A 14,439-nucleotide genomic window follows, 5' to 3' on the forward strand; every position below is an offset into this window, starting at 1 on the left:
AGGACTTCCATGACCCCGGGAGCGCGGAGCCCGTGCATCCAGGCACGGGCCTGGGCGCTGGCCGGGGCGACCCGTTCCAAGCGGGCCATCCGCAGGGGCCCTGCAGGCTGGTGCCCGACCGGGCCCGCGGGCGGCCACGTCGCGGCAGCTCGGTGGAGCACGATCGGCCTGTAACCCGAGTGTAATAAGCGCAAGCAGCTATTTTTTCCATAGCACCCTGCGCAAGCCATGCGCCGGCGTGCGCGGCCCGCGGCACGCCCCGCGCGCCCGGCGCTTCCCGGAACGGCCGCCGCGCCAGCCCCGGGGCGCGCGTGCCAGGCGCCAGCGCAGCGCCCGCTTGCCACGCGGTATGGTGTCGGGCCCGGCGCCCTGCGCTGCCTTTTTGCACTTCACAAGGAAACCCGACATGCGCCCTTCCAACACCCTGTCCCTGCTGTCCGCCGCCCTCTGCGCAGCCCTGCTGGCCGGCTGCGCCGGTCTGCCCAGCCCCCAGCCGGCGGCGCCCCAGTGGCAGACGCCGGGCCCGCGCGGCGGCACCTGCGACGCCGCGCCAGCGCAGAAAGTCCTGGGCAAACAGAGCACGGCGTCGGTGACCGAGCAGGCACGCGTTGCCTCGGGCGCGGCCATGGCGCGCGTGCTGCAGCCCAACCAGCCGGTGACGCGGGACTTCAACCCCGAGCGGCTGAACCTGGTGGTGGACGGCAGCGGCCGCATCACGGCCGCGCGCTGCGGCTGAGGGCGCGCCCAATTCACTACCGCATTGATAGCTTCCAACGCTTATCCCATAAGCGTTTGATGCCTTTTTGACTTGAAAATAGGGCCCACCGCGCCGCGCTCAGTCGGCCAGGAACAGCGCCTGCAGGTCACTCAGGAAATCGAAGCCGCACTCGGTCGGGCGCACATGCACCATGTCGCGCTCGATCAGTCCCTTGCGCTCGGCCTCGTCGAGCGCCTGGGCAATGGCGGTCACCGGCAGGCCGGTGCGCTCGACAAAGTCCTGCAGCGCAAAGCCGCCGCGCAGGCGCAGCGCGTTGAGCATGTACTCGAACGGCAGGTCGGCGCGGCGCACGTCTTCGTCCTGCGCCACGGCGCGGCCAGCCAGCGCATGCTCCATGTAGCGCACCGGGTCGCGAAAGCGCGTCTGGCGCACCACGCGGTGCGCAAAGCTCAGCTTGCTGTGCGCCCCCGCGCCAATGCCCAGGTAATCGCCGAACTGCCAGTAGTTGGTGTTGTGGAAGCACGCGTGCCCGGGCTGCGCATAGGCCGATATTTCATAGCGCTCCATGCCCGCCTGGCCCGTCAGCTCGGTGATGCGGTCGAGCATGGCGTAGGCGTCGTCGTCTGCCGGAATGGCTGGCGGAAACTTGGCGAAATAGGTGTTGGGCTCGATCGTCAGGTGGTAGATCGAGATGTGCGGCGGCGCCAGGGCCAGCGCCTGGTGCAGGTCGGCGTCGAGCTCGGCCATGGTCTGGCCGGGCAGCGCGTACATGATGTCGAGGTTGAAAGTATCGAAGGCCTGCGCGGCCTCTTCGACCGCGGCCAGCGCCTGCGCGCGGTCGTGCACACGGCCCAGCGCCTGCAGGTGCCTGTCGTTGAAGCTCTGCACGCCGACCGACAGCCGCGTCACGCCGGCCGCACGGAACGCGCGAAAGCGGTCCTTCTCGAAGGTGCCGGGGTTGGCTTCGAGCGTGATTTCGCAGTCGGCCGCCAGCGGCAGGCGTGCGCGGATGTCGCCCAGCAGCCGGTCGATGGCCTGGGGCGAGAACAGGCTGGGCGTGCCGCCGCCGATGAACACGCTGTGCACCGGCCGGCCCCAGACCAGCGGCAGCGCGGCCTCCAGGTCGGCCACCAGGGCGTCGAGGTAGCGCTGCTCGGGAATGCCGGCCGCGCCGCCTGCGCCCTGCCATTCGTGCGAGTTGAAGTCGCAGTACGGGCATTTCTTCAGGCACCAGGGTAGATGCACGTACAGCGACAGCGGCGGCAGGCTGGCAAGCTGCAGCAGGCCGGGGCGCATGTAGTGCTGGACGTCGCGCAGCGGCGCCGGCGCATCGCCGGCCGGAGTGATGGGAATGGCCATGCTAGATCCAGCGCTCGCGCAGCAGCGCCAGCATCTGCTGGGACGCGCGGCCGCGGTGGCTGTGGGCGTTCTTGACCTCGACCGGCAGCTCGGCAAAGGTTTTGCCGAATTCGGGCAGGAACATCACCGGATCGAACCCGAAGCCGTTGCTGCCGCGCCGCTCGCGCGCGATCTCGCCGACCACGCGGCCCACCGCGATCAGGGGCTCGGGGTCCTGTGGGCTGCGCACCGCGACCAGGGTGCTGACCATGGCGGCGCGGCGGTGGTCCTGGCCCTGCAGTTGTTCGAGCAGCGCGCGCACGTTGTTGTCGTCGCTTTTCTCGTAGCCGAACTGGGTGCAGTAGTAGGCCGTGTCCACGCCCGGCAGGCCGCCGAAGGCCTCGACGCACAGGCCGGCGTCGTCGGCCAGCGCCGGCAGGCCCGTGTGGGCGGCGGCAAAGCGCGCCTTGGCCAGGGCGTTTTCGACGAAGGTGCGGTGCGGCTCCTCGGCCTCGCCGACGCCCAGGTCGGCCTGTCGGACCAGCTCCACGCCCAGCGGCGCCAGCATGGCCTGCAGTTCGGCGAGCTTGCCGCGGTTGTTCGATGCCAAAACAATTTTCATGGTCAAAAGTGCCTGTAACGCTTACCAGATCTACGCTGATAGCTATTCATTCGATAGTGATTGCTGCTGCAGCTGCACCAGCTCGGCGATGCCCTTGTCGGCCAGCGCGAGCAGCTGGTCCATCTGCGCGCGCGTGAAGGCGGCGCCCTCGGCCGTGCCCTGCACTTCCACGAAGTGTCCCGCGCCGGTCATGACCACGTTCATGTCGGTGTCGCAACCAGCGTCTTCGGCATAGTCGAGGTCGAGCACCGGCTGGCCCTGCACCAGGCCCACCGAGATGGCGGCCACGGGCCCGCGGATCGGCGAGGCCGCCAGCGCGCCGCTGGCCAGCAGCGTGGCCACGGCGTCGCTGGCCGCGACCCAGGCGCCGGTGATGGCCGCGGTGCGCGTGCCGCCGTCGGCCTGGATCACGTCGCAGTCGAGCACGAGCGTGCGCTCGCCGAGCAGCGACAGGTCGAACACCGCGCGCAGGCTGCGCCCGATGAGGCGCTGGATCTCCTGCGTGCGCCCGCTTTGCTTGCCCTTGGCCGCCTCGCGGTCGCTGCGCTGGTGCGTGGCGCGCGGCAGCATGCCGTATTCGGCCGTGACCCAGCCGCGGCCCGTGCCGCGCTGGTGCGGCGGCACGTTCTCTTGCACCGAGGCGGTGCACAGCACGCGCGTGGCGCCGAACTCGATCAGCACCGCGCCTTCGGCGTGTTGCGTGTAGTGGCGAGTGATGCGCACCGGGCGCAACTGGTCTGCGGCGCGGTTGCCGCTGCGGATGGGGGTGGTCATGGAAAAAGTGCGGGTCCGTTCAGGTCGAAGTGGCCATGCAGCTGGCGGCCAGTGTGCGGGCGTGCAGCGGCAAGGAGGAAAGAAAACGGCTGTCGCTGCGTGCGCCTTCGGCGCGTGGCAGCGGGCCGGGGCATGCGGTGCTCGCGCTACGCCTTGCGCGCAGCCGAGCGGCGAATGGCTTCGTTGATCTCCGCGATCGAGCGCTCGATGGCCTCGTCGTCCAGGTCGTCCACCAGCCCATCGAGCGGGCCGGCCTGGATCGTCGAGGCGAACACGTCGCCACCGATGCTGTCGGTCGACACCCCTTGCGTGGACTCGAACGCATCGGGCGTCTCCCATTCCAGCGCCACCACGGTGACGTTGTCGCTGCCCCGGCCAGCCTTGCGCAGCGCCTCTTCCACCAGCTCGGGCACGGACTGCGACACCGGCAGGCGCGCCATCTGCTGCGCGATCTCGCCGTCGCTGAGCGTGCCCCAGAGCCCGTCCGAGCACAGCATCAGGCGGTCGCCCTGCTCCAGGGGCACGGGGCCGGCCAGGTCGTAGATCGGCTTGGTGGGCGAGCCCAGGCAGGTGAACAGGACGTTGCGGTTGATGCGCTCGAGCCCCGGCGGGACGCTGCGCAGCTCGCTGTACGAATGGTCGCGCGTGCGCGTGAGCAGCTCGCCCGCGCGCACCATGTACAGGCGCGAGTCGCCACAGTGCACCCAGGTGGCGCTGCCGCCCTGCAGCACCGCCGCCACCAGCGTGGTGCGGGGCGAGTCGAGCATGCCTTTGTCACTGGCGTAGCGCAGGATCTGGTGGTGCGCCGCCAGCAGGGCCGACGACAGGAACTCCTGCACATCCCGGAGCACGGGCTTGGCCTGGCGCTGGAACAGGGCCGAGACGGTCTGCAGCGCAATCTGCGCCGCCACTTCGCCCTCGGGGTGGCCGCCCATGCCGTCGGCCAGCACAAACAGGCTGGCCTCGCGCGTGTAGCAGTAGCCCATGCGGTCTTCGTTTTGCTCGCGACCACCGCAGCGGCTGATCTGAAAGACGGAGAACTTCATTTGGATTTGGCGGCCAGGCCGGCGGCAGCGCCGACCTTGTGCACGTTCTTGCGCGTGTCGGACACCAGGGTGTCGAGTTGCAGGCGCATCTTTTCTGCCACCGTGAGCTTGGTGTAGCGGCGCTCTCCTTCGCGCGCGAGTTCCTTCTGCAGCGCAAACACCGACTGCGGGCGCGACATGGGATCGAGCGCCATGCACCACTCAACCACTTCGATGAGGTTGTCCGAATACACGCCGCGCAGCTTGGCCAGCGCCAGCGAGAGCCGGTCCTTGTCGTGGCGCTGCGGCGCCTCGTTGGGCGGAAAACCCTGCATGCAGGCGTAGATGCAGGCACCGATCGCGTAGATATCGGTCCACGGTCCCATCGACGAGTCGCGCCGGTACATCTCGGGCGCGGCAAACCCGGGCGTGTACATCGGACGGATGAAGTTGCCCTCTTTGGAGAGCACTTCGCGTGCGGCGCCAAAGTCGATCATCACGGCCTTGTCGCTGTCGGTGATGAAGATGTTGGCGGGCTTGATGTCCAGGTGCAGCATCTTGTGCTGGTGCACGATGCGCAGTCCGCGCAGCACCTCGTCGAACAGCGAGCGGATGGTGGACTCGCGGAACACCTTGGGCGTCTTGAGGTCGCGCGCGGTGATGATGAAGTCCTGCAGGGTCGCGCCCTCCAGGTAGTTCATCACCATGTAGACGGTCTCGTTCTCGCGGAAGAAGTTGAGCACGCTCACCACCGAGGCATGCGAGATCTGCGCCAGCGCGCGGCCTTCTTCAAAAAAACTCTTGAGTCCGAGCCGGTAGAGCGAGAGCTTTTCGGGCGGTACGCAGGGCAGCAACTCGCCCGCAGCGCGCGCCGCCAGCGACGACGGCAGGTATTCCTTGATGGCGACCTGCTGGCCTTCGCCATCTTCGGCCAGGTACACCACGCCAAAGCCACCGGAGGATAACCGGCGGATCACTCGGTAACCGCCAATGGCGGTATCGGGCGGCAACGGCGCCGGTTTGATTTTGGACATATTTCGCAGGGAGAATTCGAGCGTGAACCAGAACCCGGATAATCGCCGGATTGCAAGCAACCATCAAAAGTCCAATGCCAGTTTACAGCATGACCGGATACGCCAGCGCCCAGCATGGCGCATCCAGCGGGGGCGAAGCGGCCGACGCGCGCAGCCCCTCGGCACGCCGGCTCGGGCTGGAAATCCGCTCCGTCAACAGCCGTTTTCTCGACCTGTCGTTTCGCCTCCCCGACGAGCTGCGCGCCATGGAACCCGTGCTGCGCAGCCTGGTCACGCGCAAGATCAAGCGCGGCAAGGTGGAAGTGCGCGCCGCCATCGACAGCAACGATGCCGGCGGACTGCCCGAGCTCGCTCCGCGCCTGCTGCAGCGCCTGGGGACTCTGCAGGACGGCGTCCAGTCGTGGCTGCCCCAGGCCGCTGCCCTGACGGTGGCCGACGTCCTTCGCCTGTGCGCCAACAACCAGACCACGCACGAAGACTGGAGCGAAGCCGTTCCTGCGCTTGCCGAGAAGGCCGTCAAGGCCCTGCTGGCCGCGCGCAAGCAAGAAGGTGAGCGCCTGGCCACCATGCTGCACGAGCGCGTGGGCCAGCTTCGCACCCTGACCCTGCAGGCCGTGCCGCTCGTACCCCGGCTGGTCGAACAACAGCGCCAGCGCTTCATGGAACGCTGGAAGGAAGCCATGGGCCTGGCAGAAGGCAGCGCCACGCCCGAAGCCGCGCAAGACCGCGCGCTGTCCGAGGCCACCGCATTTGCCATCCGCATCGACGTGGCGGAAGAAGTCACGCGGCTGCAGTCGCACCTCGACGAGATCGAGCGCCTGCTCGATCAAGGCGGCGAGATCGGCAAGCGCCTGGACTTCCTCATCCAGGAGCTGCACCGCGAGGCCAACACTCTGGGCTCCAAGTCGGCGGCACTGGACCTCACGCGCATCAGCGTGGACATGAAGGTGCTGATCGAGCAAATGCGCGAGCAGGTGCAGAACATCGAATAAAACCCCTCATTTCATAGCGCACTGCACATATCCCTTATGGACTACCCCGGAAATCTATACGTAGTCGCAGCACCCAGCGGTGCTGGCAAGTCCAGCCTTGTCAAGGCCCTGCTGGAGCTCGACTCCCACATCTACCTGTCCGTCTCGCACACGACGCGCGCACCGCGCGGACAGGAAAAGCACGGCCGCGACTACTTCTTTGTCTCGGAATCGGAGTTCGACGCCATGGTGGCGTCCAACGCCTTCGTCGAGTGGGCCCATGTCCATGGTCAGCGCTACGGCACGTCCAAGAAGACCATCGAAGAGCGCATTGCACAGGGCAGCGACGTGATCCTGGAAATCGACTTCCAGGGGGCACTGCAGATCAGGCAGACCTTTGCCAACGCGGTGCTGATCTTCATCCTGCCGCCGAGCTGGGAGGAACTGCGCTCGCGCCTGGAGCGCCGCGGCGAAGACTCGGCCGAGGTGATCGAGGTGCGGCTCAAGAATGCCGCCACCGAGATGGCCCAGGCCCACCAATTCGACTTCGTTATAATCAATGAGTTGTTTGAGCGCGCGCTTTTCGATCTGAAAGCCATTGCACACGCCCAGCGGCTCAAATACGCGGCCCAGCGCCGTGCACGTGCCGCGACCTTCGAGTCGCTCAACATCCCTTGAATTCCCCGGAGTACCCATGGCCCGCATTACCGTCGAAGACTGCCTGGAGCAGATCCCCAACCGCTTTCAACTGGTGCTGGCGGCTACCTACCGCGCGCGCATGCTCAGCCAGGGTCACGCCCCCCGCATCGAAAGCCGCAACAAGCCCGCCGTGACCGCCTTGCGCGAGATCGCGGCCGGCAAGGTCGGCATCGAGATGCTCAAGAAGGTTCCCGGCTGATCCGCAGCTGCACAGCCGCATGGAAAAAGCACCGCCCAGCGGTGCTTTTTTTATGCCGCACGCCCTCCCATTGCAGGCGCGCTACATTTAAGGCATGACTGCGGTGCTGAACGCTTCCTCTTCTTCCACTGACCCTCGCCTGCTTCCAAGCTCCGCCACGGCGGCGGCCAATGCTGCGGCGGCAAGCTTTGCTGCACTCATGGAGAGACTGGACTACCTGGACGCCGCCAGCGTGGAGCTGGTACGCCAGGCCTACCGGTACGCCGACACGGCGCACCTGGGGCAACTGCGCAACAGCGGCGAACCCTACATCACTCACCCGATCGCGGTGGCGGCGCAATGTGCGAACTGGAAGCTCGATGCCCAGGCCCTGATGGCAGCGCTGCTGCACGACGCCATGGAAGACTGTGGTGTCACCAAAGCGGACCTGATCGACCGCTTCGGCGCGCCCGTGGCCGAACTGGTCGACGGTCTCACCAAACTCGACAAGCTGCAGTTCGATACGCGCGAAGAAAACCAGGCCGAGTCGTTTCGCAAAATGCTGCTGGCCATGGCGCGCGACGTGCGGGTCATTCTCATCAAGCTGGCTGACCGCACACACAACATGCGCACGCTGTCGGACATGCCGCGCAGCAAATGGGGGCGCATTTCGTCTGAAACCCTCGAGATCTACGCCCCGATTGCCCACCGGCTCGGACTCAACCAGACCTACCGCGAACTGCAGGACCTGGCATTCAGGCATCTGCACCCCTGGCGCTACACGACCTTGAGCAAGGCCGTCAGCAAGTCGCGCAACCGCCGCCGCGACCTGGTGCAAAAGGTGCAGGCCGACGTGGATGCGGTGTTTGCGCGCATGGGCATGGCTGCGCGGCTCGCCGGGCGCGAAAAAACGCTCTACGCCATCTACCAGAAGATGGTCCTGAAACACCTGAGCTTTGCCCAGGTCACCGACCTTTATGGCTTTCGTGTCATCGTCCCCACGGTGACCGACTGCTATACCGCGCTCGGCGTGCTGCACCAGATGTACAAGCCTGTGCCGGGCAAGTTCAAGGACCATATCGCCATTGCCAAGCTCAATGGCTACCAGTCTCTGCACACCACGCTGGTCGGCCCTTCGGGCGTGAACATCGAGTTCCAGATGCGCACCGAAGAAATGCACGTCATTGCCGAAGCCGGCGTTGCCGCACACTGGCTCTACAAAGCCCAGGACACGGAGGACAAGGCGGCAGAGCGCCTGGGCACCAAATGGCTCCAGTCGCTGCTCGACATCCAGAACGAAACACGCGATGCCGCAGAGTTCTGGGACCATGTCAAAGTTGACCTGTTTCCCGATGCGGTCTATGTGTTCACGCCCAAGAGCCAGATCATGGCCCTGCCGCGTGGCGCTACGGTCGTCGACTTTGCCTACGCCATCCACAGCAACATCGGCAACCGCACGGCCGCCGCCAAAATCAACAACGAGCAGGTGCCGTTGCGCACCGAGCTCAAGAATGGCGATGTGGTGGAAATCATCACCACGCCCCACGCTTCTCCAAACCCTGCTTGGCTCGGCTTTGTGCGCACCGGACGCGCACGGTCCAAAATCCGCAACTACCTCAAAACACTGGCCCACAGCGAATCCGAAGGCTTGGGTGAGAAGCTGCTGGCGCAGGCCTTGCGCGCCGAAGGGCTGCAGCAGTTGCCCCCGGTGGTCGAAGAGACGCAGGCAATCTGGGACAAACTGCTGCGCTTCACCGGCAGCCGCTCGCGCAGCGAACTCATGACCGACCTCGGGCTGGGCAAACGCATCGCCAGCATCGTGGCCAAGCGCCTCATGGTGCTGATGGCCGAGCACGGCCACAGGCCTGACGCGCTGCTGCTGACGCGCGAACGCTACAGCTCGCACGAAACCGTTTCCCAGGGCGGCGTCACGCTGGACGGCAGCGAAAATGCCTCTGTCCAATATGCCCCGTGCTGCAGGCCCATTCCAGGCGATGCCATCGTGGGCTATCTGGGGCGCGGCGAAGGCCTGGTGGTGCATGCAGCGCAATGCCCGGTCGCCAAAAAACTGCAGAACAAAGACAGCGAACGTTTCATCGCCGTGGACTGGGCAGACGAGCCCACGCGCATGTTTGAAACGGGTGTCATCGTCACGGTGCGAAACGGCAAGGGCGTACTGGCGCGGATCGCTGCGGAACTGGCCCATTCCGAGGCCGACATCACCCATGTCGACATGGACGATGAAGTTGCCCTGGATACGGTAGACCTGCGGTTTGTCGTCGCGGTGCGCGACCACATGCACCTGGATGCCGCCCTGCGCAACCTGCGCCGCGTCCCAGCGGTCTTGCGTGCCACGCGCACAGTGCCGCCTGAGTGAAGGACACTTAGGCGCGTGGACCAGGTGGGTAGCGCACCTTCAGGATCGTCAGCAGCCGCGTCCCTGTCGGCGTCGCCAGGGCAACCTCATCGCCCTCTCGGGCTTTGATCAATGCGCGCGCCACGGGAGACACCCAACTCACCTCGGCCTGGGTCGTATCCGCCTCGTCGATGCCTATGATGGTGATGGTTCTCTGGACATCCAGATCATCCACGTACGTGACGGACGCGCCAAAAAAAACCTGGTCGCTGCCTGCATGCACCGATGGATCAACGATTTCTGCAATCTCTAAGCGCTTGGTCAAAAAGCGGATACGACGGTCTATTTCTCGCAGGCGTTTCTTGCCATAGAGATAGTCTCCGTTTTCAGACCGGTCGCCATTGCTGGCGGCCCAGTGAACGATGTCGACCACTTGAGGCCGCTCGTTGTCAATGAGGGTCAGCAATTCCGCGTGCAAGCGGGCATAACCCTGGGGAGTGATGTAGTTTTTTCCACCGACAGGCACAGAAGGCGGCACGATGTCTTCATCTTCCGTGTTCGTTTCTTTGGTGAACGCTTTGCTCATAGCCCATCATCCAACGAATACGCAATTATGCAAATGAAAAAGCCCTGCAATCCTAAGATTGCAGGGCTTTTCAATTGGTGCGGCTGGCAGGAATTGAACCCACGACCCCTTGGTTCGTAGCCAAGTACTCTATCCAACTGAGCTACAGCCGCTAAGCTTTAAATTATATCATGAATTTTAAGCTGCCTCAAAATTCATGTACTTACCGTCGTGCATCTCTGCACTTACAACAGGCAAGCCTGAGCAAGGGTGCAATTGTATATCAGTCATCCCTGCGCTGATTTCAAATTTCGCAATTTTTCTGCATCTTGCGCAGGCCCAACGCAAGTGGCTCACTTTCATCCCTGCATCGGCGATTCTTCTTCAACCCCAAGGATGGTTGGGGCATTGCAAGGCCACCGACTGTCGAGCTTGGTAGGGCGTGTTGGACTTGAACCAACGACCAAAGGATTATGAGTCCTCTGCTCTAACCAACTGAGCTAACGCCCCATGCTTTCTCGCCCAGCGACAAAGCCGGCAGGCCCAGTATTGTAGGGGCTTACTTATGGTGACTGAGCGCGTTCGACACCAGCTTGGAAGTGATATCTACGATCTGAATCATTCTGTCGTACGGCATTCGCATAGGTCCGATCACCCCCAATGTGCCCACTACCTGGCCGTTGACCTCGTAGGGAGCACTGACCACCGAAAGCTCCTCGAAGGGTACAACCTGACTTTCACCGCCAATGAATATGCGCATCCCCTCGGCTTGGCTGGACACATCTAGCAAGCGCAAGATCTGTGTCTTCTGTTCAAACAGATCAAAAGCACGCCGCAGATTGCCCATATCTTTAGAGAAGTCACTGACGGCCAGCAGGTTTCGCTCTCCTGAAATCACGACCTCGTCTTGCGCCTGGGTGAGGGCCTCGGAACTGATGTTGACTGCGGCCTGCATGAGAGCCGCAATCTCGCTGCGCAACATTTCCACCTCGCTTTTGAGCCTCTCGCGCACCTGCTCCATCTCCATGCCCGCATAGTGCGTATTGAGAAAATTTGCCGTCTCGATCAACTGACTTTGTGTGAAATCCGTTTCCGAAAAGATCACCCGGTTCTGAACATCCCCATCCGGAGAGACGATGATGACCAGGAAGCGCCGTTCGGACAAGCGCAGGAACTCAATGTGGCGGAAAACCGATGTACGGCGGGGTGCCATGACGACACCCACGAACTGCGAAAGGCTGGACAGCAGATGGGCCGCGTTGGCAATCACCTTCTGTGGCTGCTCTGGCAGCAGTGAAGACGTCACAAACCGCTCACGGTGCACAGTCATCATGGTGTCCACGAACAACCGATAGCCTTTGGCAGTAGGTATGCGCCCTGCAGAGGTATGCGGACTGGTGATCAACCCGAGCTCTTCCAGATCTGCCATGACATTTCGGATAGTTGCCGGCGACAGCTCCAGACCCGATGCGCGCGATAGTGTGCGCGATCCGACGGGTAGCCCATCCTCGATATAACGCTCTATCAGCGCTTTGAGCAACAGCTTGGCACGATCATCGAGCATGTAATGATTTTAATGATGTAATTTCCATATGAAGCCCCATTTCCGCCACGTTGCATTGATAGGCAAATACCAAACTCCTGTGACTGGCGCTGCGGCCGAGAGCTCTCGGCAAGTTCTTGAGAACATTGCCTTATTCCTTGTATCTCAGGGGTGCAAAGTCACATTGGAAGCGGATACCGCCGCTGCTGCACGGTTGCCGCAGTATGACGCTCTTGACGCTGATGCTATCGGAGAGCAATGCGATGTTGGCCTGGTGGTAGGAGGTGATGGCACCATGCTCAGCATTGGGCGCAAGTTAGCGCGGCATGGCACCCCTCTCATTGGAATCAACCAGGGGCGTCTGGGCTTCATCACCGACATTCCGCTTGGCAACTACCGCACCACGCTCCCTCCCATGCTGCGAGGTGAGTACGAGGAAGACCACCGACCACTGATGCATGCTCGCGTGATCCGCGAAGGAACCTGCGTATTTGATGCCTTCGCCATGAATGACGTCGTCGTCAACCGTGGTGCAACCTCCGGCATGGTCGAGTTGCGTGTGGAGGTCGGGGGTCACTTCGTCTCCAACCAGAGAGCAGATGGGCTCATCATCGCCTCTCCCACCGGCTCTACCGCATACGCCTTGTCGGCGGGCGGACCGATGCTCCATCCATCGATTCCGGGATGGGTCTTGGTTCCGATTGCTCCACACACGCTGTCCAACCGCCCCATCGTTTTAGCGGACGCAACAGAAATTGCCATAGAGGTTGTGGGCGGAAGAGACATCAGCGCGAACTTCGACATGCAATCCTTGGCGTCACTTTTGCACGGCGACCGCATTCTCGTAACCCGGTCAGAATATTGCGTTCGTTTTCTGCACCCAAGGGGCTGGAGCTACTTTGACACCTTGCGCAAAAAACTGCGCTGGAACGAAGGAGGCTCTTGAACATGGCCCTTAGGCGCATTGCCCTGCGTGATTTTGTCATCGTCCAAGCACTGGACCTCGACCTTCACGAAGGATTCACGGCCCTGACCGGAGAAACCGGGGCAGGAAAGTCCATTCTGATCGATGCAGTGCAGCTCTCATTGGGCGCCCGTGCCGAAGCGGGCGCCGTGCGCGAAGGCGCCGAGAGGACGGACGTCTGCACAGAATTTGACTGCCCTCCCGCACTCTACCCGTGGCTGGAGGAAGCTGGCTTTGAGTGCGACGACACGCTGCTGCTGCGGCGCAGTATCGACGCACAAGGCAAGAGCCGCGCATGGATCAACGGCAGCCCGGCCACTGCATCGCAGCTGCGTATCGTCGGCCAACAGCTGCTTGACATCCATGGGCAGCACGCCTGGCAAAGTCTCACCAAACCGGATGCGGTGCGCGGGCTGCTCGACGCGTATGCAGGCGTGTCTGACCAAGAGGTAGCGTCCCAGTGGGGACAGTGGCGCGCCGTACAAAAAAAGCTGGCCCATGCACGCTCCGCACAGAGCACGCTGCAGCGCGAGCGCGAGCGCTTGCAGTGGCAAATCTCGGAGGTGGAAAAATTGGCGCCGGCAGAGGGCGAATGGGAGACGCTGAATGCACAACACACACGTCTTGCGCACGCTCAAGCCCTCCTGGACGCGGCACAAGGCGCTTTTTCCGCCTTGGCCGAGGACGACGCCAGCGCGAGCACCCATTTGGCACGCGCGCACCATTTGCTCACAGAGCAAGCGCACCTGGAGCCAGAATTCACCGCTCTCACGGACATCCTGGCATCAAGCATCGCCCAAGCCACCGAAGCTGCGCGCTCCTTGCAGTCGTATCTGCGGCGTACCGAACTGGACCCCCAACGCCTGGAAGAACTCGATGCCCGCGTCTCGCAATGGCTTACCCTCGCGCGCCGCTACAAACGCCAGCCTGCAGAGCTCTCTGCCCTGTTGCACTCTTGGAAAGTGGAAGTGCAGCAACTCGATGCCGCAACCGATCTGGCAGGGCTAGAAGCCACGGAGCACGTTCTGTCCGAAGCCTACAGCGATGCGGCCCGCCAATTGTCACTTGCGCGCACGAAAGCCGCTCCGGGTTTGTCGCGTGCTATCAGCAAAGCCATGCAGGAACTTGGTATGGGAGGTGGCAAATTTGAAGTGGTGGTTGCGAAAGCCGATGCGTCTGCCAGCCACGGCCTGGACGATGTCATCTTTCTGGTGGCTGGGCATGCCGGAATGACGCCACGCCCCGTTGCAAAAGTGGCTTCTGGTGGAGAGCTGTCGCGCATTTCCCTGGCCATTGCCGTCGCAACCAGTGCTTTGGGCACGGCTTCCACCTTGATTTTCGACGAAGTGGACTCGGGGGTGGGCGGAGCGGTGGCCGAGACCGTGGGCCGCTTGATGCGCCAACTGGGCCGGGACCGCCAGGTCTTGGCGGTGACGCATTTACCTCAGGTGGCAGCCTGCGCCGACCACCATTTGGTGGTCTCCAAGGGCCGAGGAATCGCTGGCCCATCGAGCACAGTCACCCCCATTGCGCAAGAGCAGCGTATCTCGGAAGTGGCGCGCATGCTGGGCGGAGAGCGCATCTCTCCCACCACTTTGGCCCATGCACGTGAGATGCTTGGCCTCCGTGACCTGAGACATGTGGAGAAATAG

Annotated in this window: 14 protein-coding genes and 2 tRNA genes; 7 read left to right on the plus strand and 9 right to left on the minus strand. The window is 63.4% G+C overall.

The genetic code is table 11. The annotated features are described in order from the left end of the window. Window positions 1-406 precede the first annotated feature (406 nt). A complete protein-coding gene (locus B2J86_RS03365) occupies window positions 407-736 on the plus strand; it encodes an I78 family peptidase inhibitor (RefSeq protein WP_173024723.1) in 330 nt (109 codons plus the stop codon). Between the two features lie 99 nt (window positions 737-835). Here the strand turns inward: B2J86_RS03365 and hemW are convergent, their stop codons facing one another. The 5 genes from hemW to B2J86_RS03390 form a co-directional block, all read right to left on the minus strand. Then, window positions 836-2,077, minus strand: a complete 1,242-nt coding sequence (gene hemW, locus B2J86_RS03370) for a radical SAM family heme chaperone HemW (RefSeq protein ID WP_173024724.1) — start codon at window positions 2,075-2,077, stop codon at window positions 836-838. A 1-nt stretch (window position 2,078) separates the two neighbouring features. Further along, complete coding sequence (gene rdgB, locus B2J86_RS03375; RefSeq protein ID WP_169633972.1) at window positions 2,079-2,678, minus strand: RdgB/HAM1 family non-canonical purine NTP pyrophosphatase; 600 nt, start codon at window positions 2,676-2,678, stop codon at window positions 2,079-2,081. Window positions 2,679-2,720: 42 nt separating this feature from the next. Beyond that, on the minus strand, window positions 2,721-3,452 hold the full coding sequence (gene rph, locus B2J86_RS03380; RefSeq protein WP_173024725.1) for a ribonuclease PH: 732 nt from the start codon (window positions 3,450-3,452) through the stop codon (window positions 2,721-2,723). 146 nt (window positions 3,453-3,598) lie between these two features. Further along, window positions 3,599-4,498 (minus strand): PP2C family serine/threonine-protein phosphatase, encoded by a 900-nt coding sequence (locus B2J86_RS03385; protein WP_169169488.1) that lies wholly within the window; start codon window positions 4,496-4,498, stop codon window positions 3,599-3,601. After that, window positions 4,495-5,511: a serine/threonine-protein kinase gene (locus tag B2J86_RS03390; RefSeq protein WP_173024726.1), complete on the minus strand. Its 1,017-nt coding sequence runs from the start codon at window positions 5,509-5,511 to the stop codon at window positions 4,495-4,497. The genes B2J86_RS03385 and B2J86_RS03390 overlap by 4 nt, the downstream gene beginning before the upstream one ends. Window positions 5,512-5,585: 74 nt before the next feature. Between B2J86_RS03390 and B2J86_RS03395 the strand changes: the two genes are divergently transcribed. The 4 genes from B2J86_RS03395 to B2J86_RS03410 all read left to right on the plus strand — a co-directional run bounded on the left by B2J86_RS03395 (window position 5,586) and on the right by B2J86_RS03410 (window position 9,736). Continuing rightward, window positions 5,586-6,503, plus strand: a complete 918-nt coding sequence (locus tag B2J86_RS03395; protein WP_173024727.1) for a YicC/YloC family endoribonuclease — start codon at window positions 5,586-5,588, stop codon at window positions 6,501-6,503. Window positions 6,504-6,539: 36 nt separating this feature from the next. Continuing rightward, window positions 6,540-7,160 carry a guanylate kinase gene (gene gmk / locus B2J86_RS03400; RefSeq protein ID WP_169169491.1) on the plus strand — a complete coding sequence of 207 codons (621 nt, stop codon included), beginning with the start codon at window positions 6,540-6,542 and terminating at the stop codon, window positions 7,158-7,160. A gap of 16 nt (window positions 7,161-7,176) precedes the next feature. Then, window positions 7,177-7,380: a DNA-directed RNA polymerase subunit omega gene (gene rpoZ, locus B2J86_RS03405; protein WP_169169492.1), complete on the plus strand. Its 204-nt coding sequence runs from the start codon at window positions 7,177-7,179 to the stop codon at window positions 7,378-7,380. Window positions 7,381-7,474: 94 nt separating this feature from the next. Continuing rightward, window positions 7,475-9,736, plus strand: a complete 2,262-nt coding sequence (locus B2J86_RS03410; protein ID WP_173024728.1) for a bifunctional (p)ppGpp synthetase/guanosine-3',5'-bis(diphosphate) 3'-pyrophosphohydrolase — start codon at window positions 7,475-7,477, stop codon at window positions 9,734-9,736. A 7-nt stretch (window positions 9,737-9,743) separates the two neighbouring features. Here B2J86_RS03410 and greB read toward each other — a convergent pair whose 3' ends face one another. From greB to hrcA, 4 genes are all read right to left on the minus strand, one after another. Next, window positions 9,744-10,301, minus strand: coding sequence for a transcription elongation factor GreB (greB, locus tag B2J86_RS03415; protein ID WP_173024729.1), 558 nt, complete (start codon window positions 10,299-10,301; stop codon window positions 9,744-9,746). 75 nt (window positions 10,302-10,376) lie between these two features. Then, window positions 10,377-10,453: transfer RNA gene (locus B2J86_RS03420), tRNA-Arg, on the minus strand. Window positions 10,454-10,713: 260 nt separating this feature from the next. Then, window positions 10,714-10,790, minus strand: a tRNA-Ile gene (locus B2J86_RS03425). Window positions 10,791-10,839: 49 nt separating this feature from the next. After that, window positions 10,840-11,844 (minus strand): heat-inducible transcriptional repressor HrcA, encoded by a 1,005-nt coding sequence (gene hrcA / locus B2J86_RS03430; protein WP_169633970.1) that lies wholly within the window; start codon window positions 11,842-11,844, stop codon window positions 10,840-10,842. A gap of 28 nt (window positions 11,845-11,872) precedes the next feature. On the opposite strand from hrcA, the gene B2J86_RS03435 reads away from it, so the two are divergent. Both B2J86_RS03435 and recN read left to right on the plus strand, forming a co-directional pair. Beyond that, a complete protein-coding gene (locus B2J86_RS03435) occupies window positions 11,873-12,769 on the plus strand; it encodes an NAD kinase (RefSeq protein WP_169167669.1) in 897 nt (298 codons plus the stop codon). A gap of 2 nt (window positions 12,770-12,771) precedes the next feature. Then, window positions 12,772-14,439, plus strand: a complete 1,668-nt coding sequence (recN, locus tag B2J86_RS03440) for a DNA repair protein RecN (RefSeq protein ID WP_173024784.1) — start codon at window positions 12,772-12,774, stop codon at window positions 14,437-14,439.

It is taken from the genome of Acidovorax sp. SRB_14, assembly GCF_012932145.1.
In the GTDB taxonomy this organism is placed as follows: domain Bacteria; phylum Pseudomonadota; class Gammaproteobacteria; order Burkholderiales; family Burkholderiaceae_C; genus Simplicispira.

Coding starts and splice junctions, on each gene's coding strand:
- hrcA (WP_169633970.1), bottom strand. CDS start 11,844: ATGCTCGATGATCGTGCCAAGCTGTTGCTCAAAGCGCTGATAGAGCGT.
- rpoZ (WP_169169492.1), top strand. CDS start 7,177: ATGGCCCGCATTACCGTCGAAGACTGCCTGGAGCAGATCCCCAACCGC.
- recN (WP_173024784.1), top strand. CDS start 12,772: ATGGCCCTTAGGCGCATTGCCCTGCGTGATTTTGTCATCGTCCAAGCA.
- B2J86_RS03390 (WP_173024726.1), bottom strand. CDS start 5,511: ATGTCCAAAATCAAACCGGCGCCGTTGCCGCCCGATACCGCCATTGGC.
- B2J86_RS03385 (WP_169169488.1), bottom strand. CDS start 4,498: ATGAAGTTCTCCGTCTTTCAGATCAGCCGCTGCGGTGGTCGCGAGCAA.
- greB (WP_173024729.1), bottom strand. CDS start 10,301: ATGAGCAAAGCGTTCACCAAAGAAACGAACACGGAAGATGAAGACATC.
- B2J86_RS03365 (WP_173024723.1), top strand. CDS start 407: ATGCGCCCTTCCAACACCCTGTCCCTGCTGTCCGCCGCCCTCTGCGCA.
- B2J86_RS03410 (WP_173024728.1), top strand. CDS start 7,475: ATGACTGCGGTGCTGAACGCTTCCTCTTCTTCCACTGACCCTCGCCTG.
- B2J86_RS03395 (WP_173024727.1), top strand. CDS start 5,586: ATGCCAGTTTACAGCATGACCGGATACGCCAGCGCCCAGCATGGCGCA.
- hemW (WP_173024724.1), bottom strand. CDS start 2,077: ATGGCCATTCCCATCACTCCGGCCGGCGATGCGCCGGCGCCGCTGCGC.
- B2J86_RS03435 (WP_169167669.1), top strand. CDS start 11,873: ATGAAGCCCCATTTCCGCCACGTTGCATTGATAGGCAAATACCAAACT.
- rph (WP_173024725.1), bottom strand. CDS start 3,452: ATGACCACCCCCATCCGCAGCGGCAACCGCGCCGCAGACCAGTTGCGC.
- gmk (WP_169169491.1), top strand. CDS start 6,540: ATGGACTACCCCGGAAATCTATACGTAGTCGCAGCACCCAGCGGTGCT.
- rdgB (WP_169633972.1), bottom strand. CDS start 2,678: ATGAAAATTGTTTTGGCATCGAACAACCGCGGCAAGCTCGCCGAACTG.